Consider the following 23,782-nt stretch of genomic DNA (forward strand, 5'->3'; position numbering starts at 1 on the left):
ACGCCATGGGCACCCTATGACCGCCATCGCCCAGTTCGTGCGCGAGTACCTGCTCGCCGTGCAGTTCTTCACTCGCATCCCCATCACCGGGCGGCTGGCCGACTGGGTGGGCTACAGCCCCGAATTGCTGCGCGCCAGCGCGGGGCACTTCCCCGGCGTCGGCATCCTGGCCGGCGCCTTCGCCGCCGCCGTGTACGCGCTGCTGCAGGCCCTGCTGCCCGACACCACCTTCACGCCGCTGGTGGCGGCCGCGCTGTCCACCGCCGCCACCGTGCTGCTGACCGGTGGCTTCCATGAAGACGGCCTGGCCGACACGGCCGACGGCCTGGGCGGCGGCTACGACAGGGAGCACGTGCTGCAGATCATGAAGGACTCGCGCGTGGGCGCTTTCGGCGCGATGGCGCTGGTGCTTGCCGTGCTGTGCAAGGTCTCGCTGCTGTCCATCCTCGGCTCGGTCGAAGGCGCGCCCACCGGCTGGGAGGAAGCCCCGTTCGACAGCTGGTACGTCTGCGCCGCGCTGTGGACGGGCCACGTCGTCTCGCGCGGCCTGCCGCTGCTGCTGATCTACCTGCTGCCGCACGTGGGCGAGACGGCGGCCTCCAAATCCAAACCGCTGGCCGACCAGATCGCGCCGGGCGCCCTGCTCGTTGGCTTTGCCTGGTGCTTTGTCGCGCTGGCGCTGGCCGTCCTCGCGCTGGACGCCTGGAACCTGATCGTCGCCTGCAGCTTTGCCCTGATCGCGCTGCTGTGGATGGGCCGGATGTTCAAGCACCGGCTGCAGGGCTTTACCGGTGATTGCCTGGGCGCGACCCAGCAGGTTTGCGAGATCGCCTTTTATCTCGGCCTGGCGATCAGTTTGTGAGCTCCCGCAAGCCATGAAACTCTGGCTGGCCCGCCACGCAAAACCCCTGATAGATCCCGGCATCTGCTACGGCCGGCAAGACGTGGCGGCCGATGCAGCCGCTACCACCGAATGCGCGCAGGCACTGGCCGGCTTGCTCCCCGCCGGCACCCGCGTCGCCCACTCCCCGCTGCAACGATGCGCGCAACTGGCGCAAGCCCTGCGCGAACTGCGGCCTGAATTGACCTGCGAAACAGACCCACGGCTTCAGGAAATGGACTTCGGCGCCTGGGAAGGCCGCGCATGGCAGGACATTGCCCCCGCCGAGCTGCAAGCCTGGACCGACGGTTTTAGCGAATACGCCGTGGGCGGCAGCGGCGAAAGCACCCGCCAGGTCATGGCGCGCGTCGCCTCGGCCTTTGACGGCTTGCAGGGCCAGGCCGACACGCTGTGGATCACCCACGCCGGCGTCATACGCGCGGCGGCACTGATCGCGCGCGGCGTGCGTCAGATCGCCAGCGCTGAGGAGTGGCCTGTTGAAGCGCCGTCCTACGGCCAATGGTGCACACTCGAGTTGCAAACCCACTCCTAAAACCAGACAAGGCACTCAAACATGGCAGCAAATCTGGATGGTCAGCTCGTGGTGGCGATCTCGTCGCGCGCGCTGTTTGACTTTGAGGAAGAAAACCTCGTCTTTGAAACCGGCATGACGGCCGAGCCGCCGCCCGGCGTCAAAAAAGATGCGGCCTACATGAAGCTGCAGCTCGAACGCCTGGACGTGCCGGCCAAACCGGGCGTGGCGTTTTCGCTGGTCAAAAAGCTGCTGGCCTTCAACGACGCGCCCGAAAGCGCCGGCGAAGCCGCCAGCCCCACGGCGCCCGCGCAGCGCGTGGAAGTCGTGATCCTTTCCCGCAACGACCCGGTATCGGGCATGCGCGTGTTCCGCTCGGCCCAGCACTACGGCCTCAAGATTGAGCGCGGCACCTTCAACCGCGGCGAGGCGCCCTGGCGCTACCTCAAGCCGCTGCACGCCAACCTGTTTTTGTCGGCCCACCTGAGCGACGTGCGCGACGCGCTGGCCGCGGGCGTGCCGGCCGCGCAGGTCTACCCGCATTCGGTGCGCGCCAGCGACGCCCACCCCAACGAAGTGCGCATTGCCTTCGACGGCGACGCGGTGCTGTTTTCCGACGAGGCCGAGCGCGTGTTTCAGGCCCAGGGCCTGTCCGCCTTCCAGCAGCATGAACGCGACAAGGCCTCGCAGCCGCTGCTGGCCGGTCCCTTCAAGCCTTTGCTTGAAGCGCTGCACCGGCTGCAGCAGGCCGGTACCTCGCGCATGCGCATACGCACCGCGCTGGTCACCGCGCGCAGCGCACCGGCGCATGAGCGCGCCATCCGCACGCTGATGGACTGGAACATCGAGGTCGACGAGGCCATGTTCCTGGGCGGCCTGGCCAAGGGTGAATTTCTGCGCGAGTTCGAGCCCGACTTCTTCTTTGACGACCAGACCGGCCACGTCCATTCCGCAGCCCAGCACGTGCCCTCGGGCCATGTGGCCAGCGGCGTTTCCAACCAGCTTTCCTGAGCCGCGAAAGGGCTTTCATGAATCCGTCCAGCCTTTCCGCCAAATTCCGCGCCTTCCGGCACTTTGTGGGGCGCATCGCCGCGCTGGCCGCGCCCTATTTCCGGTCCGAAGAAAAGTGGAAGGCCCGCGGCCTGCTGCTGGCCATCGTGCTGCTCAACCTCGGCACGGTCTACATGGCTGTGCAGTTCAACGACTGGTATCGCGTGTTTTACGACGCGCTGGAAAAACGCGACCAGGCCGTCTTCTGGCAGCAGATGGGCCGCTTCAGTTACCTGGCCTTTGGGGCCATCATCATCGCCGTCTACAAGTTCTACCTGACCCAGCTGCTGCAGATGCGCTGGCGCGCCTGGATGACGCGCGACTACCTGCGTCGCTGGCTGTCGCACCATGCTTTCTACAAGATGGAGCTGGCCCGTTATTCGGCCGCCACCGACATCAACGCCAGCCCCGACAACCCCGACCAGCGGATCCAGGAAGACGTGCAGTCCTTCACCACGTCCACGATCTCCCTGACCATGGGCGTGCTCAACGCGGTCGTGACCCTGGTCAGTTTTGTCGGCATCCTCTGGACCCTGTCGGGCCCCTTCGGCTTCACCCTGGGCGGCAGCAGCTACACCATCCCGGGCTACATGGTCTGGGCCGCGGTCGCCTACTGCCTGGTCGGCAGCGTGCTGGCCCACTACATCGGCAGGCCGCTGATCAAGCTCAACTTCATGCAGCAGCGCTACGAAGCCAACCTGCGCCACCACCTGGTGCGGGTGCGCGAATACAGCGAATCCATTGCGCTGGACCACGGCGAGGCCGTGGAGCGCGGCCAGCTCGACGGGCGCTTCACGACCGTGCTGGCCAACTACCTGAGCCTGATACGCGCCAACAAAAAACTCATCTGGTTCCAGAGCTTTTTCGGCCAGGCCGCCGTGATCTTCCCCTTTATTGTTGCGGCACCGCGCTTTTTCGGCGGCGCCATCCAGCTGGGCCAGCTGATCCAGATATCCTCGGCCTTCGGCAAGGTGCAAGATTCGCTGAGCTGGTTTGTGGACAACTACGACGCGCTGGCCAGCTGGCGCGCCACGACCGACCGCCTGACCAGTTTTGAAGACAGCATGGTCGCGCAGACCAAAGACAATAAGGCGCTTGTCACCACGCCCTCAAGCGCGCTTGAATCCACAGGCCTCCAGCTGGCACTGCCCACCGGTGCCGTGCTGCTGGCGGATTTGTCGCTGAAGGCCCAAACCGGCGACCACATCCTGCTCAAGGGCCCCTCCGGCAGCGGCAAGTCCACGCTGTTCCGCGCCTTTGCCGGCATCTGGCCTTTTGCCAGCGGCAACATCGCCAAACCCGCCAATGCCATGTTCATCCCGCAGCGCCCTTATTTCCCCAACGGCTCGCTGCGCGATGCGCTGGCCTATCCGGAGCCCGCCGCAGCCTACAGCGACGAGGCTCTCAATCAGGCCTTGAATGAAGCCCTGCTGCCCGATCTCGCGGCACGGTTGGATGAGGAAGACGCCTGGGGCCAGAAACTTTCGGGCGGCGAGCAGCAACGCCTTGCGATCGCACGCGTGCTGCTGAAAAAGCCCACATGGATTTTTGCCGATGAAGCCACCAGCGCACTCGATGAAGCCGCCGAAAAGACCTTGTATGAGCGGCTGCTCGCGCTCGTGAAATCGTCGCAAGGTGCCATCATCTCCATTGCCCACCGGCCCAATGTGGCGGCCTTTCACGACAAGCAATGGACGCTGCAAAAGCAGCCGCCGGGCTCAGCCGCCCTGTACAGCCTGACGGCCAGCCAACTCCCGGGGGGCAGCGCCGCGAATGCCTGAAGAAATGTCCAGGGCTGCCGCCGCGCCGGAGGCCGCCGACCTCTCCGCCTGGGGCCCCATCAAGCGCCCGGTGTTCCGCATGCTGTGGAGCACCTGGCTGGTCGCCAACATCTGCATGTGGATGAACGACGTGGCGGCGGCCTGGATGATGACCTCCATGACCACCTCGCCGATCTGGGTGGCGCTGGTGCAGTCGGCTTCCACGCTGCCGGTGTTTTTGCTGGGCCTGCCCAGCGGCGCGCTGGCCGACATCCTGGACCGGCGCCGCTATTTCATCATGACGCAGTTCTGGGTGGCCGGCGTGGCCACGATACTGTCCATCGCGGTGATTTCGGGCGTGATGACGCCGGCCCTTCTGCTGGCGCTGACCTTTGCCAACGGCGTGGGCCTGGCCATGCGCTGGCCGGTGTTCTCGGCCATCGTGCCCGAACTGGTGCCGCGCGTGCAGCTGCCCGCCGCGCTGGCGCTCAACGGCGTTTCCATGAACGCCTCGCGCATCGTCGGCCCGCTGGTGGCCGGCGCGCTGATCGCCGGCGCCGGCACCGAATACGTCTTTGTGCTCAACGCCGTGCTGTCGGTGATTTCGGGTTTTGTGATCATGCGCTGGCGCCGCGACCACGCGCCCAGCCCGCTGGGGCGCGAGCGCCTGGTCAGCGCCATGCGCGTGGGCCTGCAGTTCGTCGGCCAGTCGGCGCGGCTGCGCGCGGTGCTGCTGCGCATCGCCATCTTCTTTTTCCATTCCACCGCGCTGCTGGCCCTGCTGCCGCTGGTGGCGCGCGGCCTGCACGGCGGCGATGCCGGCACCTTCACGCTGCTGCTGGCCTCCATGGGCGCGGGCGCCATCGTTGCCGCGCTGAACCTGCCGCGGCTGCGCCAGATGATGCCACGCGACGTGCTGGTGATGCGCTCCACGCTGCTGCAGTCGGTCTCCATGGCCGTCATGGCCTTCGCGCCCAACGCCTGGGTGGCGGTGCCGGCCATGGCGCTCAACGGCATGGCCTGGATTACCTGCGCGAATTCGCTCAGCGTGTCGGCCCAGCTCGCGCTGCCCGACTGGGTGCGCGCGCGCGGCATGTCGATGTACCAGATGGCCATCATGGGCGCCAGCGCCGCGGGCGCCGCGCTGTGGGGCCAGGTGTCCACCTGGAGCAGCGTCTCCACCGGCCTGCTGGTCGCCGCCGCCAGCGGCACGGCCGTGATGCTGCTGGCGCAGTACTGGGTGTCCGACCTCAGCATCGAGGAAGACATGACGCCCTCGCGCCATTTCAAGGTGCCCGTGGCCGAGGAGCCGCCCGGCGTGGGCAATGTGGTGGTGACGATTGAATACCAGATAGACCCGGCGCGCGCCGACGACTTCCGCGCGCTGATGCAGGAAAGCCGGCGCAGCCGCCTGCGCCAGGGGGCGCTCGAATGGGAGTTGCTGCGCGACGTGAACAAGCCGGGCCGCTTTGTCGAGCAGATCGTCGACGAGTCGTGGACCGAACACCTGCGGCGCTTTGACCGCGTCATGGCCAGCGACGTGGTGCTGCGCGAACGCAAGCTGGCGTTTCATATCGGCGACGAGCCGCCGCTGGTCACGCGCTGCGTGGTGGAAAGCCTCGTGCGGACCTAGGTGGGTTTTACTCCTTCCCCCTTTGGGGGAAGGTGGGGATGGGGGCCAGCGGCGTGCGAACCAGCGCCATCTTCAATCAGGCCGAGGCCCCCATCCCAGCCTTCCCCCAGAGGGGGAAGGAGCAAGAGCAGATCAACCGGCCGCGGAGTAGCGCTCAAAGCCCCGCGCCCGCAACTCGCAGGCCGGGCAACTGCCGCAGCCATAACCCCACGCATGCCGGTGCACACGATCACCCAGGTAGCAGGTGTGGGTGTGCTCCACGATCAGGTTCACCAAGGCCTCGCCGCCCAGCGAATGCGCCAGCCGCCAGGTGTCGGCCTTGTCTATCCACATCAGCGGGGTTTCGATCAGGAAGCGTTTGTCCATGCCCAGCGACAGCGCCAGCTGCATGGCCTTCATGGTGTCGTCGCGGCAATCGGGGTAACCCGAAAAATCGGTTTCGCAGACACCGGTGACCAGCACCTGCAGGTCGCGCCGGTAGGCCAGCGCCGCAGCCAGCGTGAGGAACAGCAGGTTGCGCCCCGGCACAAAGGTGTTGGGCAGGCCCGAGCTTTCCATCTTGAAGGCCACGTCGCGGGTCAGCGAGGTGTCGCTGACCTGGCCCAGCACCGCCAGGTCCAGCAGGTGGTCTTCGCCGAGCTTATGGGCCCACTGCGGGAATTGCTGCTTGATTTCACGCAGCACGTTCAGGCGCGCCTCCAGCTCCACCTTGTGGCGCTGGCCGTAGTCAAAGGCCACGGTCTCGACGCGTTCGTATTTGGACAGCGCCAGGGCCAAGCAGGTGGTGGAATCCTGGCCGCCGGAGAATAAAACGAGTGCGGAGGTGTGCATGGAAAGACTTTAAATCAGTCCGCGTTTGGCCAGGCTTTTCATCAGCGCCGAGATGCCGAAAGTCCAGGGAGCGGCCTTGTCGGAGGTGGTCACGCGGTTGACCAGGCTGCCCAGCTGCGGCGTGGCCACCGTCACCACGTCGCCCACCACGTGGGTAAAGCCCTGGCCCGGGCCGTGGCGGTCCTGCGTGGGCGCGAACATGGTGCCCAGGAAGAGCATGAAGCCGTCCGGGTACTGGTGGTTGGCGCCTATGGCCTGGGCCACCAGGTCCAGCGGGTCGCGGCTGATCTTGCTCAGCGAGCTGCCGCCCTTCATCTCGAAACCCTCGGGGCCCGTCACCGTCATGCTCAGGTCGCTGCGGCGCACGTGTTCAATGCCGAATTTGCCGTCGAACAGGCGGATGAAAGGGCCGATCGCACAGGAAGCGTTGTTGTCCTTGGCCTTGCCCAGCAGCAGCGCGCTGCGGCCTTCGAAGTCGCGCAGGTTGACGTCGTTGCCCAGCGCCGCGCCAACCGTCTCGCCGCGCGAGTTCACGGCCAGCACGATCTCGGGCTCGGGGTTGTTCCAGTGGCTGTGCGGGTGTATGCCCACTTCGGCACCCGTGCCCACCGCGCTCATGGGCTGGCTCTTGGTGAAAATTTCGGCGTCGGGGCCTATGCCCACTTCCAGGTACTGCGACCACACGCCTTGCGCGATCAGCACTTCCTTGAGTTTGTCCGCCTCGGGTGAGCCGGGCTTGATGCTGCTGAGGTTGTCGCCGATCACGCCGACCACGGCCTTGCGCACCGCCTCGGCCTTGCTGGCATCGCCGCGCGCCTGCTCTTCAATCACGCGCTCCAGCATGGACGCCACAAAGGTCACGCCCGCCGCCTTGAGCGCCTGCAGGTCGCAGGGCGCCAGCAGCCAGGGCAGCGCGGGCTTGCGCGCATCGGCCCCGGAATTGGCCAGCACCTCGGCGGTGCCCGCCAAGCGCGGCAGCAGGGGCATGGTGGCACGAATGGCGGCGGCCACATCGGGCAGCTCCAGCAGCTGGCTGGCCGTGGGTGCAAGGCCGGAAAGATCAAACACGCCGTCGGGCGTGACCAGCGCGAGCACCGGCCCGCTGCCCTCCACCCACACCCGCGCCACCAGCAGGGCGTCGGCGGCATCAACAGGCAAGGCGGAAGCAAGGCTCAGGGAATTTTTCATGGTGGTTGGGGAAGGAATGCGCCCAAAAACAGGCTGAACCGCCAATACTACAGGGGACGGCCGGCCCCTGAGGACAAACCGTGCGACAGGGCGTTAAGCCAAGCCAGCGCGCGATCGGGGTCGGCAGGGTTCATTTCATTGGGTAACAGTCCCGGTTTATCGGGTTCGGTTTGCTGCCGCAGTATGTCCCGGGCCCGCTCCAGGCCAGGCCTGTCAAGAAACCCGCGAATATCGACACCCAGCATGCGCGCGCCCGCTAGTTCGTAGTCAAAACCGTCTTCCTGCGTCCAGCCAGTGAATTCATTCCAAAGCCGCATCTCGTTGCCGGCGGACAGATAGTGGCGCAGGATCATCTGCAGGTCGTGCGCGTCCTTGCGCGGGGATGTGTAGTGCCGGTCTTGCCAGCAGACTATTTTGAGCAAGGCGAGCGCTGCAAGCGGCACCACCTTCGCCGTCACATTTCCCGGCAGCACGACCGGGTTCGCGGCGGCAAGCGCTTCGCGAAAACCGAGAACATCCATGACAAACTCATCACGCGGCGGCCAGGCGATTTTTCGCCCGGAGGACTCAACACCGCCAAACGGCACAAGGTCAACAGGCCAACCACTGCGATGCCGTATCCGGTGCCCAGCCTTCCCCTGGCGCTCAAAAGCACCGCCGGCTATCAAGCGCTCATGCACGACGGTATAAGTAGCCCAATCCGGCACCGCCAGCGCAAGGTCTATGTCCTCAGTCTGTCGTTGCGTCTGGATACCATGCGCATACTGCAAATGCAGGTCGCGTGCAAAAGCACCGGCAATGAGCAGAGGAACACCCAGCGGCGCAGCGATAGACTCCACGTCCGCCAGCACGACGGCGTGCAATGCAAGCTCAGGCCGCAGGGAGAAGTCGAGCAAGGTATTCGTCATACACCAGTTGTGCAGTTTCCATGCAGCGGGCGTCGCCCGTCGCGAGCAAGTCGGCGTACACCAGCACGGGATGCACTGTGTCGGGCCGGGCTGCAACGGGCACTTTTCCCCAGAACGGCTTGCGCCACTCGATGGTCCGGTCATCGGGCCGGGCGCCGCTTGCAAGCTTCATTTTCTTTTCAACCAAAAGCCTTGGCGGGATTTTTCCGGCATAGAGAGTAAGAACACCGGGCCTCAAATAGTTCACCAACAGGTCCGCCGCAGGCTCTGCGCCCCACAGCACCTCGCGCAAATCAAGCGGCCAGGTTTTCCAGCCCTCAAAATCCGTCACGGTGTAAATGGCTTGCAAGGTCTTGGCTCGCAGCCGGCGCGCATAGGCCAGTGCCCATTCGTCTAGCAGGCGTTTGTTGGCGTTCAGCCGCCGGCGTTTGCCCTGCACCAGCAAATGGCCGTTCTGCTGCATGTCGGCCATCACCGCCGGAATCGCGCCCAGCGCCACTCCCGCTGCCGCGGCGATGGCTCTCTGCGGCGCATCGGCGAGTTCGGGATCACACAGAAGCGCGAACATCACCTTCAGGCCCGTGAGGGTGTGCGCCTTGCCGGCGGCAGGGGCCGTGGCATGGCCCTGCAGCTTGCGCCCCATCACATAGACAAGCAACCCGGGGGCATCCAGGTAAGCATTGCCTGCTGTATCGGCAAATTGCTGCTTCCGTGCATGCAACTTCTCCGCCATAGGCGGGGTCAGGTAGTCAGTCAGCAGCAATGTGGGGCAGTCCGCCGCGTTGGCTATGTGCTCAAGCCGCATGCTGGCCGCGCCCAATGTTGCGGGCGTCAGTTTGCGCTGGACGACTGCTGCATAGTCGACCTGTTCGCGGCCCTTCCCCATACGCAGCCATGCATCCACTCCTGCCCGCATCGCCGATTCAGGCTTCGCAACCTCCAGGGCTTCAATACCGAATGGTTTTAAGGCTTCGACTGCGCGCTCGATGACTATAAGTTGATCCATACGTTCAATATTTTAGTATGTTCATATTTCATGAACAAGATATTATCTTGAAAACAGTGCAACTTGTTCATTATTTTCAATTGTTCATAAAATTTGAACGTGCCGCCAGGCGAAATCCTTCACCAAAGAATCCGGCATGCGCGTGCCTGCGCCTACACTGAAACGCACAACCCCTGCCCACCTCTTTCCCCAGCCCCTATGTCCATAAGCCCCGAACACATCACGCAAGCCGCCACGGAATTGGCCGCCAGGCGAAACAGCGGAAAACCCGGCCCGCGCCTGCCCGAAAGCTGCCGCCCGCTGGACCTCGAAGATGCCTGGCAGGTGCAGCAGGCGGTCACCCTCGCCTTGGGCCAGGCCGTGGGCGGCTGGAAGGCCGCCCTGCCGGGTCCCGGCAAGCTGGTGGTGGGGCCGGTTTACCAGCCTTCCATCAGCCGCGCCGCGCTGTGTTCCGTTCCGTTTCCCGTGGACAGCTCCCCGGACAGCCAGAAGGTCGAGACCGAACTGGCTTTTGTGCTGGCCGCGGATTTGCCGGCGCGTGAACGGCCTTATGCAGAGGCCGAGGTCGACGCGGCCGTGGGCGGCGTGCATGCCGCGCTGGAGATCTGCGCCAGCCGCTACAGCGACCCTACCGGTTTGCCCTTTCCCGAGATGCTGGCCGACGGCCTGGTCAACAACGGCGTGTGGCTGGGGCCTGAACTGGACGCGCCCGACCGCGCGGCGTTTGATGTGAGCTGGCAGGCCGGTGACGAAGCCCCGCAAACCGTCCAGGGCAAGCACCCCAACGGCCACCCGCGCGCGCCGCTGTACTGGCTGGCGAATTTCCTGCGCGGGCGCGGGTTGGGGTTGAAGGCCGGGCAGCTCGTGATCACGGGCTCCTACGCCGGCGTGCTCACGGTGCCGGCGGGCAAGACCTTGCGTTTCGACTACGCCGGACTGGCCCGGTTTGAGGTCGAATTCAGCAGGCGCTGAGCGGCTTTCCGGGGCGGCCGGCATATAGGACTGGAAGTGGCCGAAAATGGCCGGTGATGCTACCGCGCCTTGCTAAGCTGGTGGTTTCCTCTTTTTCCAGCGGAGACTCCCATGCGCGCCCTTCACCACAAACAGTTCCTGGAACTCCACCAGGCTCCCAACAGCCTGCTGCTGTTGCCCAATGCCTGGGACGCGGCCAGTGCCCGGATTTTTGAAGCCTCGGGCGCTGCGGCCGTCGCCACCAGCAGCGCCTCCCTGGCCTGGGCCTGCGGTTATGCCGACGGCGGCGCGCTACCGCCCGAAGAGTTGCTGCATGCCGTGCGCAACATCACCCGTGTTTTAAACGTGCCGCTCACGGTCGACATGGAAGACGGCTACAGCGCCGCTCCGGCCGAAGTGGGCCGGCTGGCCGCCGAGCTTGCGGGCACGGGCGCCGTGGGCATCAACCTCGAAGACGGCAGCGACCCGCCCGCGCTGCTGGCGGACAAGGTACGCGCCATACGCGCGGCGCTCAAAGGCATGCCGCTCTTTATCAACGCCCGCACCGACGTCTATTTGCGCCAGCTCAAGGTCGAAGGCAGCCCGGCCCAGGCCAGCATTGAGCGCCTCAAGCTTTACCACGCGGCCGGCGCCGATGGCGCTTTTGTGCCCGGCCTCACGGCCCTGCCCGAGGCGGAAGAAATCTGCGCGGCCGTCACTATGCCGCTGAATTTGATGGCCATGCCCGGGTTGCCGGCGATTGCCGCGCTGCAGGCGGCCGGTGTGCGGCGCGTCAGCGTGGGGCCGGCGCCCTTCCAGGTGGCGTACCAACACGCCAAAACCAGTGTTGAAGCTTTGCTCCAACAAGACCTGTCGCCGCTGCTGGGCCTCAAGCTGGACTACTCGGCGATGAACGCCTTGCTGGCGCCCGGCGACTGAACTCACACGCTCCAGGAAAATCGCCTGACTCCCTCCGGAGCCAGGCGATTTTTCATGGGTTTCATCTTTTTTGAGGGGAGGCGTCACAAACGGCAAAGCTGGATCGTCAATACGGTGTGACACCCAACTTTTAAACCCCTTTCAGGGAAAAACCGCCATGACCGCCGCAGCTGCTTCCGCCAACACCGCCCCCGTCCGCTTCGACCTCGTCGTGCCCGACGTCTTCCCCGCCCTGCTCAAGGTGCACGAAGCCGTCGGCGGCCACGGCCTGGACAAAAAACTCCACCACCTGGTGCACCTGCGCGCCTCGCAGATCAACGGCTGCGGCTTTTGCGTCAAGATGCACACCCGCGAAGCGCGCCAGGACGGCGAAACCAATGACAGGCTGGACCGCCTCATCGTCTGGGCGCACGTCAACGACTTCAGCGAAGCCGAGAAAGCCGCGCTGGCCTGGACCGAAGCCCTGACCCTGCTCGACCCCAAAACGGATTACGCCAGCTTGCGCGGCCGCCTGCGCGAATTGTTCAGCGACGAGGAAATCGGCGCGCTGACCGCTACCATCGGCATGATCAACCTCTGGAACCGCATCCAGGTTTCGGCTCATTAAGGCCCGCCATGGCAAACATCGACCCCACCACCGTGTTTGAAGAAAGGCGCAGGCATCTTTTCGGCCTGTCCTACCGCATCCTCGGTTCGCGGGCCGATGCCGAAGACGCCGTGCAGGACGTGTTCATCAAATGGCTGGCGGCCGACCACGCGGGCATCGCCACGCCCGCCGCCTGGCTCACCGCGATCTGCACCCGGCATTGCATAGACATGCTGCGCGACGCGCAGCGCAGCCGGGTCGACTACGTGGGCACCTGGCTGCCCGAGCCGATACAGACCCGCACCGACGAAACGCCCGAAACGCATGCGCTGCTGGCCTCGTCGCTGAGCATGGCTTTTTTGCTGCTGCTGGAGCGGCTCACGCCCAAGGAGCGCGCCGCCTACCTATTGCATGAAATTTTTGAAACGCCCTATCCCGAGATCGCCGGGATGCTGGACATGGAAGAGGCCGCCTGCCGCAAGCTGGTCTCGCGCGCCAGCGTCAGCATCGCCCAGGGCAAGGTGCGGCACGTGACGCCGCCCCAGGTGCAGGACGGCCTGCTCGCCGCCTTCCGCGAAGCCATCACCGCCGGCAGCACCGAGGCGCTCGCCGGGCTGCTCTCGGACGACATCGCCCTGTGCGCCGACAGCGGCGGCAAGGTCACTTCCATCGAAGGCGTGGTGCAAGGCAAGGGCAGCGTGCTCACGCTCATCGCCACCCAGCTGGCGCGCTACTGGGCCGCCTACGAATGGCTGCCCTGCGAGATCAACGGCGGCCGCGCCATCCAGTTGCGCCTGAACGGCGAGATCATCGCGGCCATCACCTTCGCCTACAACGACGAAGGCAAGGCCACCAACATCTACATCATGCGCAACCCCGACAAGCTCGACGGCCTGGCTTTCGGGCCCGAGGCCCTGGCCTAGGACCCGTTAACGCTTACTTGCGCGAAGAGCGCAGCGCGTCCAGGCTCCAGGCGCCGCCGCCGGCCGCGGCCAGGAACAGGAGGACAAAGCAGAACAGCACGGCCGACTCGCCGCCGTTCAGCATGGGCGACAGCACAAAGCCCTTGGACGCATGGCCCATGAAATAGGCAAACGCCAGCAGGCCCGACAACACAAAGGCCACGGGCCGCGTGAAGAGGCCCAGCAACAGCAGCGCGCCGCCAAAGAGTTCCAGGATGCCGGCAAAGCCGATCAGCGACATCACCTGCAGCCCGTCAAAGTAGGCCACGTGGGGAAAGCCCAGCAGCTTGGCCGTGCCGTGCTGGATCAGCAGGTAAGCCGAGACAATGCGCAGGACCGAGAGCGCGCGGGACGTGAGTTGGGTGTTGTTGCTGCTGGTGGCGAACGCCATGGGAATCCCTCCGTTAAAAGGATGTGTGACGGTGGCCGGGCGGAAAAGTTCAGTGGGCATGCAAGAAAGCCGCGCGCCTTCCTCACTTCACCGCGGGCGCCGCGCTTTTTTCGGCCAGCAGCTCAACGAGGTGCCGGCGTATCACCGAGGTGATGTGCTCGCGCTTGCCCTGCTCCAGCATGCCGATCAGCCGCGTCGGAGGGCGACCCGGCAGGGGCAATACGCGCAGCAGGGCGTCGTTGGCCCAGTCGGCGTTTTTTGCGTGCGGCACGATGGTGATGCCCACGTTCTGGCGCACCAGTTCGATGATGGCCGACAGCGAGCTGAGCTCCAGGAAATCCTGCGGCACCAGGCCCAGCTTGCGCAAGGTCTGCTCTATGCGCATGCCGCTGGGCGTGCGCCTGTCGAAGCGCAGAAAGGGCTGCTCGCGCAGCAGTTTTTTGAAGTCGCTGCCGGGCGGCGCGCTCTGCGAACTCGCCACGACCGTCAGCGGCTCGGTGTAGAGCGGTGTCCAGAGCATGCCCTTGAGTTCCTGCTCCGCATCTTCAACAAACACCGCCGCGTCGAGTTCGCCGCTTTTGACGCTGCGCGCCAGGCCGCTCGACTCCTGCATCACCAGCCGCACATTGAGGCGCGGGTACATCGGCTTCATCCTGACCAGGGTGTGCGAGAGCAGCCCCATCGCCGAAAAAATGGAGCCCATCGTCACCGTGCCGGCGATCTCACCCTCGTCGTCGAGGCCTTCACGCATCTGGTCGTAGTAGCCGACGATTTTTTCGGCATGCGCGATCAATGCGCGGCCCGAGACCGAGAGCACGACGCCGCGCCCGGAGCGCTCGAACAGCACGGTCTTGAGCTCGGTCTCCAGCGCGCGCATCTGCAGCCCGACTGCCGCCTGCGTGAGTGCGACGCGGTCCGACGCCGCGGCGAAAGAGCCGCCCTGCGCCACGGCGAGAAAGGTCCTCAGGAAGCGGATGTTGCTCACGCGGGTTCCAGCTCAATTCAAAAGAATAACTTTATCATCTCACAACATAATATAGATATATTTTTTAAACCAGATTGAGAACAATCTGCCTTAACAGGGTTGTATGACGGACTCATGTCCTTCGCCACGACGGCGCATCACTCTTGCAACACGCGGCACGGAACAGGCCGCTTTCGAACTCTTTTTTGTAGGTGGTGATGTATGCCTGAAGTCCTCTCAGCGAATGCCGCAACGGCGCCAAGCCCGTCTTTCGGCGACAAGCGGGCGGCCGCGATCTACGACCTGGGCCACAGCACGATTTTTGCGTCGCGCACCGACCCGCGCTTTTCCTATTGCACCTATGCCCCGCCGCACCTGCACGAGGCCAGGCAACCCATGCAGCTGGTGGTTGTGGTGCACGGCACGGGCCGCGCCTTCACCGAATACCGCGATGCCTTCGCCGCCTTCGCCAAGTGGAACGACTGCATCGTGCTGTGCCCGCTGTTTCCGGCCGGCCCGCAGGGCGACGGCAACCGCGACGGCTTCAAGCACCTGCGCGAAGCCGACATCCGCTACGACCAGATCCTGCTGAGCATGGTCGACGAGGTGGCCGTCAAGTTCGGCTGCGATTTCTCCAAGTTCGCGCTCTTTGGTTATTCAGGCGGCGGGCAGTTCGTCAACCGCTTCGGCCTGCTGCACCCCGAACGCCTCTGGGCGCTGTCCATAGGCGCGCCGGGCTCGGTCACGCTGATCGACCCGCAGCAGGACTGGTGGGTGGGTGTGCGCGACTTCGAAAAACGCTTCGGCAAACCCCTGAACCTGGCCGCGCTCAAGGCACTGCCGGTGCACATGGTGGTCGGCAAGGCGGACATGGAGACCTGGGAAATCACCCACCGCGAAGGCGGCAAGTTCTACATGGCCGGCGCCAACGATGCGGGGAGCACGCGCCCCGAGCGGCTGGAGACCTTGCGCAAGTCCTTCGCGCAGGCCGGCGTCGACGTCACCCTGGACCTGGTCGACAACGTGCCCCACGACGGCCTGGCCTGCGTCGGCACGGTGCAGGACTTCCTGGCGGGCGTGCTGCGCGACATCCGCGTCGACCTGCGCTCTGAAGCAGCCGGCCGGGCCCAATAATGCCGCGCGCGCCCCAGCCCTGAAAGCCTGACCATGCTACGTTTCGCGCTGGCCCGCCTGTTGATGGCGATACCGACCCTGCTGATCGTGGCGGTCGCGGTCTTCGTGCTGATACGGCTGATCCCCGGCGACCCGGCCCAGCTGCTGCTCGGCGACCTCGCCGACCCGGTGCGCCTGGCCGACCTGCGCGCCCAGCTCGGCCTGGACAAAAGCTGGCCGGTGCAGTTCGGCATCTGGGGCCGCCACGTGCTGGGCGGCGACCTGGGCGTTTCCATCACCACCGGCGAACCCGTGTTGCAACTGGTGATGAGCCGCTTTGTGGTCAGCGCGCAAATCGTGCTGGTGGCGGTGTTCTTCGCCACGGTGGTTGCGGTGCCCGCCGGCATGATCGCCGCCTGGAAACAAAACCGCCTGCCCGACCTGATGCTGGTGGGTGCGGCCACGCTGCTGGTATCGATCCCCACTTTCTGGCTGGGCCTCTTGCTGCTGCTGTTCTTCGGCCTCAAGCTTGAATGGCTGCCGGTGGTGGGTTATGTGTCCATCATGAGCGACTGGAAGTCCGGCCTGCTGTATCTCTTGATGCCGATACTCACGCTGTTCCTGCATGAGATCGGCGTGCTGATCCGCATGGCCAGGGCCAGCACGCTGGAAGTGCTGCGGCTGGACTACATCACGCACGCGCGCGCCAAGGGCCTGTCCGAGCGCGCGGTGTTGATACACCACGCATTCCGCAACTCCTTCGGCCCGACCTGGACGCTGATAGGCCTGGTGTTGGGCAACCTGCTGGGCGGCGTGGCCGTCGTAGAAACCGTGTTCACCATTCCCGGCCTGGGCCGCCTGCTGGTCGACGCGATCTTCGCGCGCGACTACCCGGTGATCCAGGGCTGCTTGCTGCTGGTCGCCGTGATCTACGTGGTCACCAACCTGGTGATAGACCTCTGCTATCCCATCTTCGACCCCAGGGTGCTCGCGGAATGAAAAAGTTTCTCACCCCGCAAGCCCTGATCGGCGTGTTCATCGTGGGCCTGATCCTCGCGGCGGCCTTGCTGGCTTTCCTGTGGACGCCGCACGACCCGCTCAAGATCAACTTCATGGCGCGCCTGAAGCCGCCCAGCGCCAGCTACTGGCTGGGCACCGACGAGTTCGGCCGCGACGAGCTTTCGCGCCTGATGGCCGGCGCGTCCAACAGCGTGTGGATCAGCTTCCTCACGGTGCTGTTTTCCATCAGCATAGGCACGGCGATCGGCGTGTTGACCGGCTTTGTGCGCGGCTGGACCGACCGCATCATCATGGCCTTCATCAACGCCCTGCTGGCCTTTCCCGGCCTGCTGCTGGCGCTGGCGCTGCTGGCGGTCTTCGGCGCCAACAAGTACGGCATCATCCTGGCGCTGGGCCTGGCCTACACGCCCTCCGTCACGCGCATCGTGCGCGGCACGGTGCTGTCGCTGCGCGAGAAAGAATTCATCGAATCCTCGCGCGTGCTCGGCAACTCCGAGCTCTACACCATGTTCCGCCACGTGCTGCCCAACTGCGTGGCGCCGCTCACGGTCCTCGCCACCTCGATGTTCGGCTGGGTGATCCTCGCGGAAAGCTCGCTGTCCTTCCTGGGCCTGGGCGTGCCGCCACCGGCGCCCACCTGGGGCAATATGCTGGCCGCGGCCCGGCCCTTCATGGCGCAGGCGACCTACCTGTCCATCTTCCCGGGCCTGTGCATTGCGCTCACGCTGCTGGGCATCAACTTTCTGGGCGACGCGGTGCGCGACCTGCTGGACCCGCGCATGAGGGGCATCGAATGACGCATCTGGTGGATGTCTCCGGCCTGAGCCTTTCCATCGGCAAGGGCGGCCGCGAAATCGTGCGCAATGTGTCCTTCACCGTCGCGCCGGGCGAATTCGTCGGCATCGTCGGCGAATCGGGCAGCGGCAAGACCCAGGCGGCACGCGCCATCATGGGCCTCACGCCGCCGCCGCTGGTGCGCAGCGCGGGCCGCATTTTGTTTGAAGGCGAAGACATGGCGGCGGCCGGCGACGCGCGCCTGCGCAAGCTGCGCGGCGCGCGCATAGGTATGGTGTTCCAGGAGCCCATGACCTCGCTGAATCCGTCGATGACGATAGGCCGGCAGCTCGACGAAGGCCTGGCCCTGCACCGGCCCGAACTGTCGCCGGCCGCGCGCCGCGAGAAAGCGCTGGCCATGCTGGCGCGCGTCGGCATCACCGACCCGCAGGCCGCGCTGGCCGCCTGGCCGCATGAATTTTCGGGCGGCATGCGCCAGCGCATGATGCTGGCCTCGGTCATGCTGCTGGAGCCCGCGCTGCTGATCGCCGACGAGCCCACCACGGCCCTGGACGCGCTGGTGCAGCGCGACGTGCTGGAGCTCATGGTCGGCCTCACGCGCGAACACAACACCGCCGTGCTGCTGATCAGCCACGACCTGCCCATGGTCGCGCGCTACACCCAGCGCATGATCGTCATGCAGCAGGGCGAAGTCGTCGAAGCCGGCGACACCGCCGCCCTGCTGGCCGGCCCCCAACAGGACTACACCCGAAAACTGCTGGAGGCCATCCCGCGCCGGCAGGCCGCGCGCACGATTGCCGACGAGCAGCCCGTCATCGAAGTGCGCAATCTCGTCTTCGACTACCCCGGCAAGCGCAAGTTGTTCGCCAAGTCCACCGCCAAGCGCGTGCTGCACGGCATAGACCTGGTGGTGCGGCCGCGCGAAATCGTCGCGGTGGTGGGCGGCTCGGGCTCGGGCAAGACCACCTTGGGCCGCGCGATTGCGGGCCTGATCAAACCGACCGAAGGCGACATCCGCTTTCGCGGCCATTCGATTGCGCGCAGCGACGCGGGCTGGCTGGACTACCGGCTCAACTGCCAGATGGTGTTCCAGGACCCGTATTCCTCGCTGAATCCGCGCATGAGCATTGGCCAGCTGGTCGGCGAAGGCCTGCGCCTGGTGCCCGGCCTGACTTCCGCCGAGCGGCAAACGCGCGTGGCGAAGATGCTGGACGAGGTCGGCCTGCAGCCTCAGCATGCGCAGCGCTATGCGCATGAACTCTCGGGCGGCCAGCGCCAGCGCGTGGCGATTGCCCGCGCGCTGATACGCCAGCCGGCCTTTGTGATTGCCGACGAGCCCGTGTCGGCGCTCGACGTCACCGTGCGCGCCCAGGTGCTGGCGCTGCTGGCCGAACTGCAGGAGCGCCATGGCTTTGCCTGCCTGTTCATCAGCCACGATCTCGGCGTGGTCGAGCAGGTGGCCGACCGCGTGATCGTCATGCAGGCCGGCCGCATCATCGAACAAGGCAGCCGCGACGAGGTCTTCGACAAGCCGCAGCACGCCTACACACGCAAGCTGCTCTCGGCGATTCCCGCGCTGACGCCCACGGGCCAGGGCGGCATGCAGCTCAAGTGGCGGTTTGACGAGCCCGATGCGCCGGCGGGCGCCCTGCAACCCGCCTAGTCACTGTTTTTCCGTCCGATTTCCGATTCTTAAGGAGCTTCCCATGCTTTCCCTGCGATTGAAATTCATGAGTGCCGCCGTCATCGCGGCCTGTTCCGCGGCCCAGGCCCAGACGCCCACGCAGATCGTGGTCGCGCAACCGGCCGACATCCGCTCGACCAACCCGGGCGTGAACCGCGACAACACCACCGACGGCGTGGTGCTCAACATTGTCGAAGGCCTGGTCGCCTACCACGAGAACGGCACGGTCGGCCCGCTGCTGGCGCGCTCCATCGTCGTCAGCCCCGACGGCCTGACCTACATCTTCAAGCTGCGCACCAACGTGAAGTTCCACAACGGCGAGCCCATGACTTCGGCCGACGTGCTGTGGAGCTGGAAGCGCTACACCGACCCCAAGACCGACTGGCGCTGCCTCAGCGAATTCGACGGCCGCTCCGGCGTCAAGGTGACCTCGGTCACCGCGCCCGACCCGCAGACCGTGGTCATGCAGCTGGACAAACCCTCGGCCGTCTTCCTCGACAACCTGGCGCGCACCGACTGCGGCATGACGGCCGTGCTGAACAAAAAATCCGTCAAGGAAGACGGCAGCTGGGACAAGCCCATCGGCACCGGCCCCTTCAAGTTCGAGGAGTGGAAGCGCGGCGAATACGTCACGCTGAGCGCCTTTGCCGACTACCAGTCGCCCCCCGGCGCCAAACCTGACGGCTACCTCGGCGTCAAGAAGCCCATGGTCGAGCAGGTCAAGTTCCTGACGGTGCCCGACATGTCGACCTCCAAGGCCGGCCTGCAGTCCGGCGCCATCGACGCCGGCCAGATCACCTCGTCCGACGTGCAGGAACTCAAGGCAAACAAAAACCTCAACGTGGTCGCCGCCGTCGATGCGGGCAAGAACACGCTGCTGATGCAGACCAACGACCCGGTGCTCAAAGACGAACGCATCCGCCAGGCGATCGCGCTGTCGCTGGACATGAACCAGCTTGTCGCGGCTGCGTCCGAAGGCCTGGCCAAGGTCAACAACTCGGCCATCCAGGACACCTCGGCCTTCTACAGCGCGGCCCAGAAAAAAGGCTACCGCTACGACCCGGCCAAGGCCAAACAATTGCTGAAGGAAGCCGGCTACAAGGGCCAGCCCATCGTGATCCAGGCCAACAAGCGCGCCCACGTTCCAAGCTTCTCGGTCGCGGTGATGAGCCAGGCCATGATGCAGGCCGTGGGCATCAATGCGCAAATCGAAGTCCTTGAATGGGCGACCCAGCTGGACCGCTACAACAGCGGCAACTACCAGATGAGCTCCTTCACCTATTCCTCGCGCCTGGATCCGGCCCTGAGCTATGAACAGTTCTCGGGCAACAAGGCCAAGCAGCCGCGCAAGGTCTGGGACGACCCGGCCGCGCAGAAGCTGATCGACCAGAGCTTCACCGAAGCCGACCCGAAAAAGCGCCAGGCCCTGTTCGACCAGCTGCACGCGCAGATGATCGCCAGGACACCGCTGGTGATTCTCTACAACGTGACCGATTCCTGGGCGGTGCGCAAGCGCGTGGCCGGCTTCACGGTGTGGGAAGGCAAGCCGATGCTCTGGAACACCAAACTCGCGGCCAGGTAAGCGTTTGCAGCTTTCCCGTTCACTCGCCTTGATGCGCGGCGCCGTCCGCTGACGCCGCCCGCGCGCAAGGCCAGGACAGGCACTCACCGCAGCGCCCCTCCATTCCCTTCCCGGCACTTTTCACGGCAGCACAGCATGGCAAACATCGAACAGTTCCCCTTTATCTCGGTTTCCGGCAGCCCGCGCGAACGCGGCCTGCAATACGGCCTGCAGGCTGCCAGCCGGGTGCGCGGCAGCGCGCGCCTCTACGGCCAGACGCTGGTCAACCTCGGCTACAGCGAGCAGGCGCGCACGCGGCTGATTGATTTTTTCGCCAAGAAAATCGGGGACTTCGCGCCCCACTACATCGACGAGATGCGCGGCATTGCCGAGGGGTCGGGCGTGGACTTCCAGGACATCGTGATGATCAACGCCCGCACCGAGGTGCTGGCCAAGGCGCGCGCCGAGAAAGTCAAAGAAGCTGACGACGAACCGGGCGACGGTTGCACCGGCGCGCTCATCCTGCCCGAGCGCTCGGCCAACGGCAACCTGCTGCACGGACAGAACTGGGACTGGCGCGCCGAATGCGCCGAGACCTCCGTGGTGCTGCGTGTGCGCAACGACAACGGCCCCGACTTCCTGACCTTTGTCGAGGCGGGCGGACTGGCCCGCAGCGGTTTCAACAGCGCGGGCGTGTCCATCACCGCCAACTACCTCGAATCGGACCGTGACTTCAAGCAGCTGGGCGTGCCGCTGTCGCTGATACGCCGCAAGGTGCTGGAGCAGGAGATTTTTTCACTGGCGATGAAGGCCGTCGCGGCGACGCCGAAATCCTGCTCCAACAACATCATGCTGGGCATGTCGCAGGGCTTCGGCATCGACTTCGAATGCACCACCAATGAGTCCTTCCCGATCTACCCCGGCGCCGACAACCTGATCGTCCACGCCAACCACTGGATGAGCCCGGTGGCGCTCAGCAAACTCGTGGACCTGGGCATTTCCCAGTCGCCCGACAGCCACTACCGCGACTGGCGCGTGCGCAAGCTGCTGAACGCCCACGACAAGCTGGGCCGCCAGGAGCTGAAGGACGCCTTCTTTGACGACTTCGGCCTGCCCTATTCCGTCTGCCGCCCGCCGCGCCTGGGCAGCCACGACAACCTCTCGGCCACGGTGGCCATGGTCATCATGGAACCGGCCGTGGGCGAAATGGAAGTCGCGCCGCTGCCGGCGCTGAACCGCGTCTTCACCTGCTACAGCCTGACGCAGGAACCCCGGCTCAGCGCCTGAGCGCGGGCAGCGGAAACGCGGCCCGCCGGCGGGCCCCAAATCGCATCGATCAGCATCACCAGAGCCCCGCCACGGGGCCCTCCGGGCGCAATGCAAAAAACCGGCACAAGCGATGCTAAATAGGCATGGCCAAACAATGTCTTCCCGCCGACATTGCGCGATCATCAGACTACAGCGAGCCGAGGCCATACGCGCGAAATCCAGGGCACAACCCGTAGCGCATGCGTCCCTTGCAGCGTCCCCACACCATGGGGCTCCAAGGTGCCCTGGTAGCCAATGCCTGCGTTGACGCTGACGCCGAGGTCGGCGCCTTGCGCGTTGGCCGTGGGGGTAACGACCAGTCTGTACTCGGTCGCGCTGACCGGGGTGAAGGTACCCTTGGTGCCGTTGGTGACCGTGATGTCATTCGCGTCAAAGCCGGTGACAGCCTCGCTGAAGGTGAAGGTATAGGTGACCGCCGCATTGGTGGGGCCGGAAGCTACGCTATCGGTGACGGTGAGGGTAGGGAGAACCGGCAAGGTGGCCGCGCCGCTGTTGGGGCCGGCCTCGAATTGGACAGCGCCTTCATTGAGCAAGGTGATGAGAGTGGATGCCCGCAAGGTGGCATCGCTGATGTTCAAGGCGTTCAGCAAGGCGGTGAAGGTGGCGCTCATGCTGCCGTTGGCCTGGTCGAGGCCTGAAAGTTTGGCCAGCGCCTGGCCATAGGCTTCGGCCGCGCTGACGCCGTTGGCCTCGTTGTAGTCGGCGCTGAGCACGGTGGTGACGGCGCCCAGGATGTCGGACACGCCCAGGGCTGCGCCGACGGAAGCATTGGTGGCGTTGACGGTGGCGGCCGAGGCCGTGGCGGCATCGGTGGTGATGCCCATTTTTTGCACGGCCAGTTCAGTGATGGGACTGACGGTGACGCTCTGGCTGCCGCCCGTGGCCACAAAAGAGGCGCGCAGCGCGGTGCTGCCCAGGCTTGCGGACGCATTGGTGGCTTCGTCGCGGAAGTCGGCGGCTGCGCCGTTGGCATCGGAGATGGTGATCAGCAAAGGCTGGCCAGAATAGGTAGTGGAAAGATTGACGGTGACCTTACCGGTGGCGTCGGTGACGCCCGAGGCCACCAGATTGCCTTGTGCGTCATAGATCTTGTAGTTGAGTGCGGCTGTCACCGGGCCGGCCACCGCGGCGATGCTGACGGCAAAGGTGCTTACTGTGGGGGCTGTCACGGCGGCTGCGCCCCCGCCACCGCCGCCGATCGCAGCCAGGCCCAGCCCGCCGCCGGCAATGGGAAGCCATGCCGAACTGCCAGAAGCGGCTGCGCTGGAACCACCGGCCGCTGTGGCTTCTTCGGCAGGTGCGGCGGTTTCGGTGGTGTTGGCGGCGACTACATCGTAGGAACTGTCGACGGACGATTCGGCGTTTTGATCACCCTCCGATTCGCCGAGGCGTTTTTTACGCAGGATTTTGTCTGCCGATTGGCGCGCCTGGCCGGCGGCGGCCTCCTGTTCGATCTGGATAGCCGCGGCGGCGTTGGGCCCAGGCGCCTTGCCGGCCGTCGCAGGCTTGGCTGCCTGGACGGGTTTTTCGGCGGGGGTGCCCTGCTGGACAAACACCTGCGGCATGACGGTATGCGCGGCGGCGGCCGTGATGGGCAGGTTTTCCGCGTGCACCGGATTTGCAGTGGCGACGGTTTGCTTGTCGGCTTGATGGGGCATTTGGTTCATGGCAGGTCTCCTGGTTAAACAAAGAAAAGAAA

22 protein-coding genes are annotated in these 23,782 nt (G+C 65.3%); 15 read left to right on the forward strand and 7 right to left on the reverse strand.

The features are described 5' to 3' along the window. Positions 1-16 precede the first annotated feature (16 nt). Genes ACLV74_RS00880 through ACLV74_RS00900 form a run of 5 tightly spaced genes read left to right on the forward strand, consistent with a single transcriptional unit; the run spans position 17 to position 5,855 of the window. Entirely contained in the window at positions 17-862 is an 846-nt protein-coding gene (locus ACLV74_RS00880; RefSeq protein ID WP_411877471.1) for an adenosylcobinamide-GDP ribazoletransferase, read from the forward strand. Positions 863-875: 13 nt separating this feature from the next. After that, entirely contained in the window at positions 876-1,433 is a 558-nt protein-coding gene (locus tag ACLV74_RS00885; RefSeq protein ID WP_411877472.1) for a histidine phosphatase family protein, read from the forward strand. Between the two features lie 21 nt (positions 1,434-1,454). Next, on the forward strand, positions 1,455-2,423 hold the full coding sequence (locus ACLV74_RS00890; protein WP_411877473.1) for a 5'-nucleotidase: 969 nt from the start codon (positions 1,455-1,457) through the stop codon (positions 2,421-2,423). 17 nt (positions 2,424-2,440) lie between these two features. After that, positions 2,441-4,243, forward strand: a complete 1,803-nt coding sequence (locus ACLV74_RS00895; RefSeq protein ID WP_411877474.1) for an ABC transporter ATP-binding protein/permease — start codon at positions 2,441-2,443, stop codon at positions 4,241-4,243. Then, on the forward strand, positions 4,236-5,855 hold the full coding sequence (locus ACLV74_RS00900) for an MFS transporter (RefSeq protein WP_411877475.1): 1,620 nt from the start codon (positions 4,236-4,238) through the stop codon (positions 5,853-5,855). Before ACLV74_RS00895 ends, ACLV74_RS00900 begins: the two co-directional genes overlap by 8 nt. Before the next feature lie 132 nt (positions 5,856-5,987). Here ACLV74_RS00900 and queC read toward each other — a convergent pair whose 3' ends face one another. The 4 genes from queC to ACLV74_RS00920 are packed head-to-tail and all read right to left on the reverse strand — an operon-like array spanning position 5,988 to position 9,788. Then, positions 5,988-6,686, reverse strand: a complete 699-nt coding sequence (gene queC, locus ACLV74_RS00905) for a 7-cyano-7-deazaguanine synthase QueC (protein WP_411877476.1) — start codon at positions 6,684-6,686, stop codon at positions 5,988-5,990. Between the two features lie 9 nt (positions 6,687-6,695). Continuing rightward, positions 6,696-7,874: a fumarylacetoacetate hydrolase family protein gene (locus ACLV74_RS00910; RefSeq protein ID WP_411877477.1), complete on the reverse strand. Its 1,179-nt coding sequence runs from the start codon at positions 7,872-7,874 to the stop codon at positions 6,696-6,698. A 47-nt stretch (positions 7,875-7,921) separates the two neighbouring features. Next, the gene (locus tag ACLV74_RS00915; RefSeq protein WP_411877478.1) at positions 7,922-8,782 is read right to left on the reverse strand and encodes a nucleotidyl transferase AbiEii/AbiGii toxin family protein; all 861 of its coding nucleotides are present in this window, start codon (positions 8,780-8,782) and stop codon (positions 7,922-7,924) included. Continuing rightward, positions 8,745-9,788 carry a type IV toxin-antitoxin system AbiEi family antitoxin gene (locus ACLV74_RS00920; protein ID WP_411877479.1) on the reverse strand — a complete coding sequence of 348 codons (1,044 nt, stop codon included), beginning with the start codon at positions 9,786-9,788 and terminating at the stop codon, positions 8,745-8,747. The genes ACLV74_RS00915 and ACLV74_RS00920 overlap by 38 nt, the downstream gene beginning before the upstream one ends. Positions 9,789-9,986: 198 nt before the next feature. On the opposite strand from ACLV74_RS00920, the gene ACLV74_RS00925 reads away from it, so the two are divergent. From ACLV74_RS00925 to ACLV74_RS00940, 4 genes are all read left to right on the forward strand, one after another. Beyond that, the gene (locus ACLV74_RS00925; protein ID WP_411877480.1) at positions 9,987-10,760 is read left to right on the forward strand and encodes a 2-keto-4-pentenoate hydratase; all 774 of its coding nucleotides are present in this window, start codon (positions 9,987-9,989) and stop codon (positions 10,758-10,760) included. A gap of 111 nt (positions 10,761-10,871) precedes the next feature. Further along, positions 10,872-11,678: an isocitrate lyase/phosphoenolpyruvate mutase family protein gene (locus ACLV74_RS00930; RefSeq protein WP_411877481.1), complete on the forward strand. Its 807-nt coding sequence runs from the start codon at positions 10,872-10,874 to the stop codon at positions 11,676-11,678. A gap of 157 nt (positions 11,679-11,835) precedes the next feature. Then, positions 11,836-12,285: a carboxymuconolactone decarboxylase family protein gene (locus ACLV74_RS00935; RefSeq protein WP_411877482.1), complete on the forward strand. Its 450-nt coding sequence runs from the start codon at positions 11,836-11,838 to the stop codon at positions 12,283-12,285. An 8-nt stretch (positions 12,286-12,293) separates the two neighbouring features. Further along, positions 12,294-13,187 (forward strand): sigma-70 family RNA polymerase sigma factor, encoded by an 894-nt coding sequence (locus tag ACLV74_RS00940; RefSeq protein ID WP_411877483.1) that lies wholly within the window; start codon positions 12,294-12,296, stop codon positions 13,185-13,187. Positions 13,188-13,200: 13 nt separating this feature from the next. On the opposite strand, the gene ACLV74_RS00945 is transcribed toward ACLV74_RS00940, so the two are convergent. Together ACLV74_RS00945 and ACLV74_RS00950 are read right to left on the reverse strand one after the other, a co-directional pair. Next, the gene (locus ACLV74_RS00945; RefSeq protein WP_411877484.1) at positions 13,201-13,617 is read right to left on the reverse strand and encodes a DoxX family protein; all 417 of its coding nucleotides are present in this window, start codon (positions 13,615-13,617) and stop codon (positions 13,201-13,203) included. Positions 13,618-13,699: 82 nt separating this feature from the next. Further along, positions 13,700-14,602, reverse strand: a complete 903-nt coding sequence (locus ACLV74_RS00950) for a LysR substrate-binding domain-containing protein (protein WP_411877485.1) — start codon at positions 14,600-14,602, stop codon at positions 13,700-13,702. Between the two features lie 201 nt (positions 14,603-14,803). On the opposite strand from ACLV74_RS00950, the gene ACLV74_RS00955 reads away from it, so the two are divergent. From ACLV74_RS00955 to ACLV74_RS00980, 6 genes are all read left to right on the forward strand, one after another. Continuing rightward, complete coding sequence (locus ACLV74_RS00955; RefSeq protein ID WP_411877486.1) at positions 14,804-15,715, forward strand: alpha/beta hydrolase; 912 nt, start codon at positions 14,804-14,806, stop codon at positions 15,713-15,715. 33 nt (positions 15,716-15,748) lie between these two features. Next, positions 15,749-16,693, forward strand: coding sequence for an ABC transporter permease (locus tag ACLV74_RS00960; protein ID WP_411877487.1), 945 nt, complete (start codon positions 15,749-15,751; stop codon positions 16,691-16,693). Further along, positions 16,690-17,511, forward strand: coding sequence for an ABC transporter permease (locus tag ACLV74_RS00965; protein ID WP_411877488.1), 822 nt, complete (start codon positions 16,690-16,692; stop codon positions 17,509-17,511). The genes ACLV74_RS00960 and ACLV74_RS00965 overlap by 4 nt, the downstream gene beginning before the upstream one ends. After that, complete coding sequence (locus ACLV74_RS00970; protein ID WP_411877489.1) at positions 17,508-19,172, forward strand: ABC transporter ATP-binding protein; 1,665 nt, start codon at positions 17,508-17,510, stop codon at positions 19,170-19,172. Before ACLV74_RS00965 ends, ACLV74_RS00970 begins: the two co-directional genes overlap by 4 nt. A gap of 43 nt (positions 19,173-19,215) precedes the next feature. Then, the gene (locus tag ACLV74_RS00975; RefSeq protein WP_411877490.1) at positions 19,216-20,775 is read left to right on the forward strand and encodes an ABC transporter substrate-binding protein; all 1,560 of its coding nucleotides are present in this window, start codon (positions 19,216-19,218) and stop codon (positions 20,773-20,775) included. A gap of 135 nt (positions 20,776-20,910) precedes the next feature. Further along, the gene (locus ACLV74_RS00980; protein ID WP_411877491.1) at positions 20,911-22,041 is read left to right on the forward strand and encodes a C45 family autoproteolytic acyltransferase/hydolase; all 1,131 of its coding nucleotides are present in this window, start codon (positions 20,911-20,913) and stop codon (positions 22,039-22,041) included. Positions 22,042-22,205: 164 nt separating this feature from the next. Here the strand turns inward: ACLV74_RS00980 and ACLV74_RS00985 are convergent, their stop codons facing one another. Further along, positions 22,206-23,750, reverse strand: a complete 1,545-nt coding sequence (locus ACLV74_RS00985) for an Ig-like domain-containing protein (protein WP_411877492.1) — start codon at positions 23,748-23,750, stop codon at positions 22,206-22,208. Positions 23,751-23,782 lie beyond the last annotated feature (32 nt).

Origin of the sequence: Polaromonas sp. YR568, from assembly GCF_943369415.1 — a bacterium.
GTDB lineage: Bacteria > Pseudomonadota > Gammaproteobacteria > Burkholderiales > Burkholderiaceae_C > Polaromonas.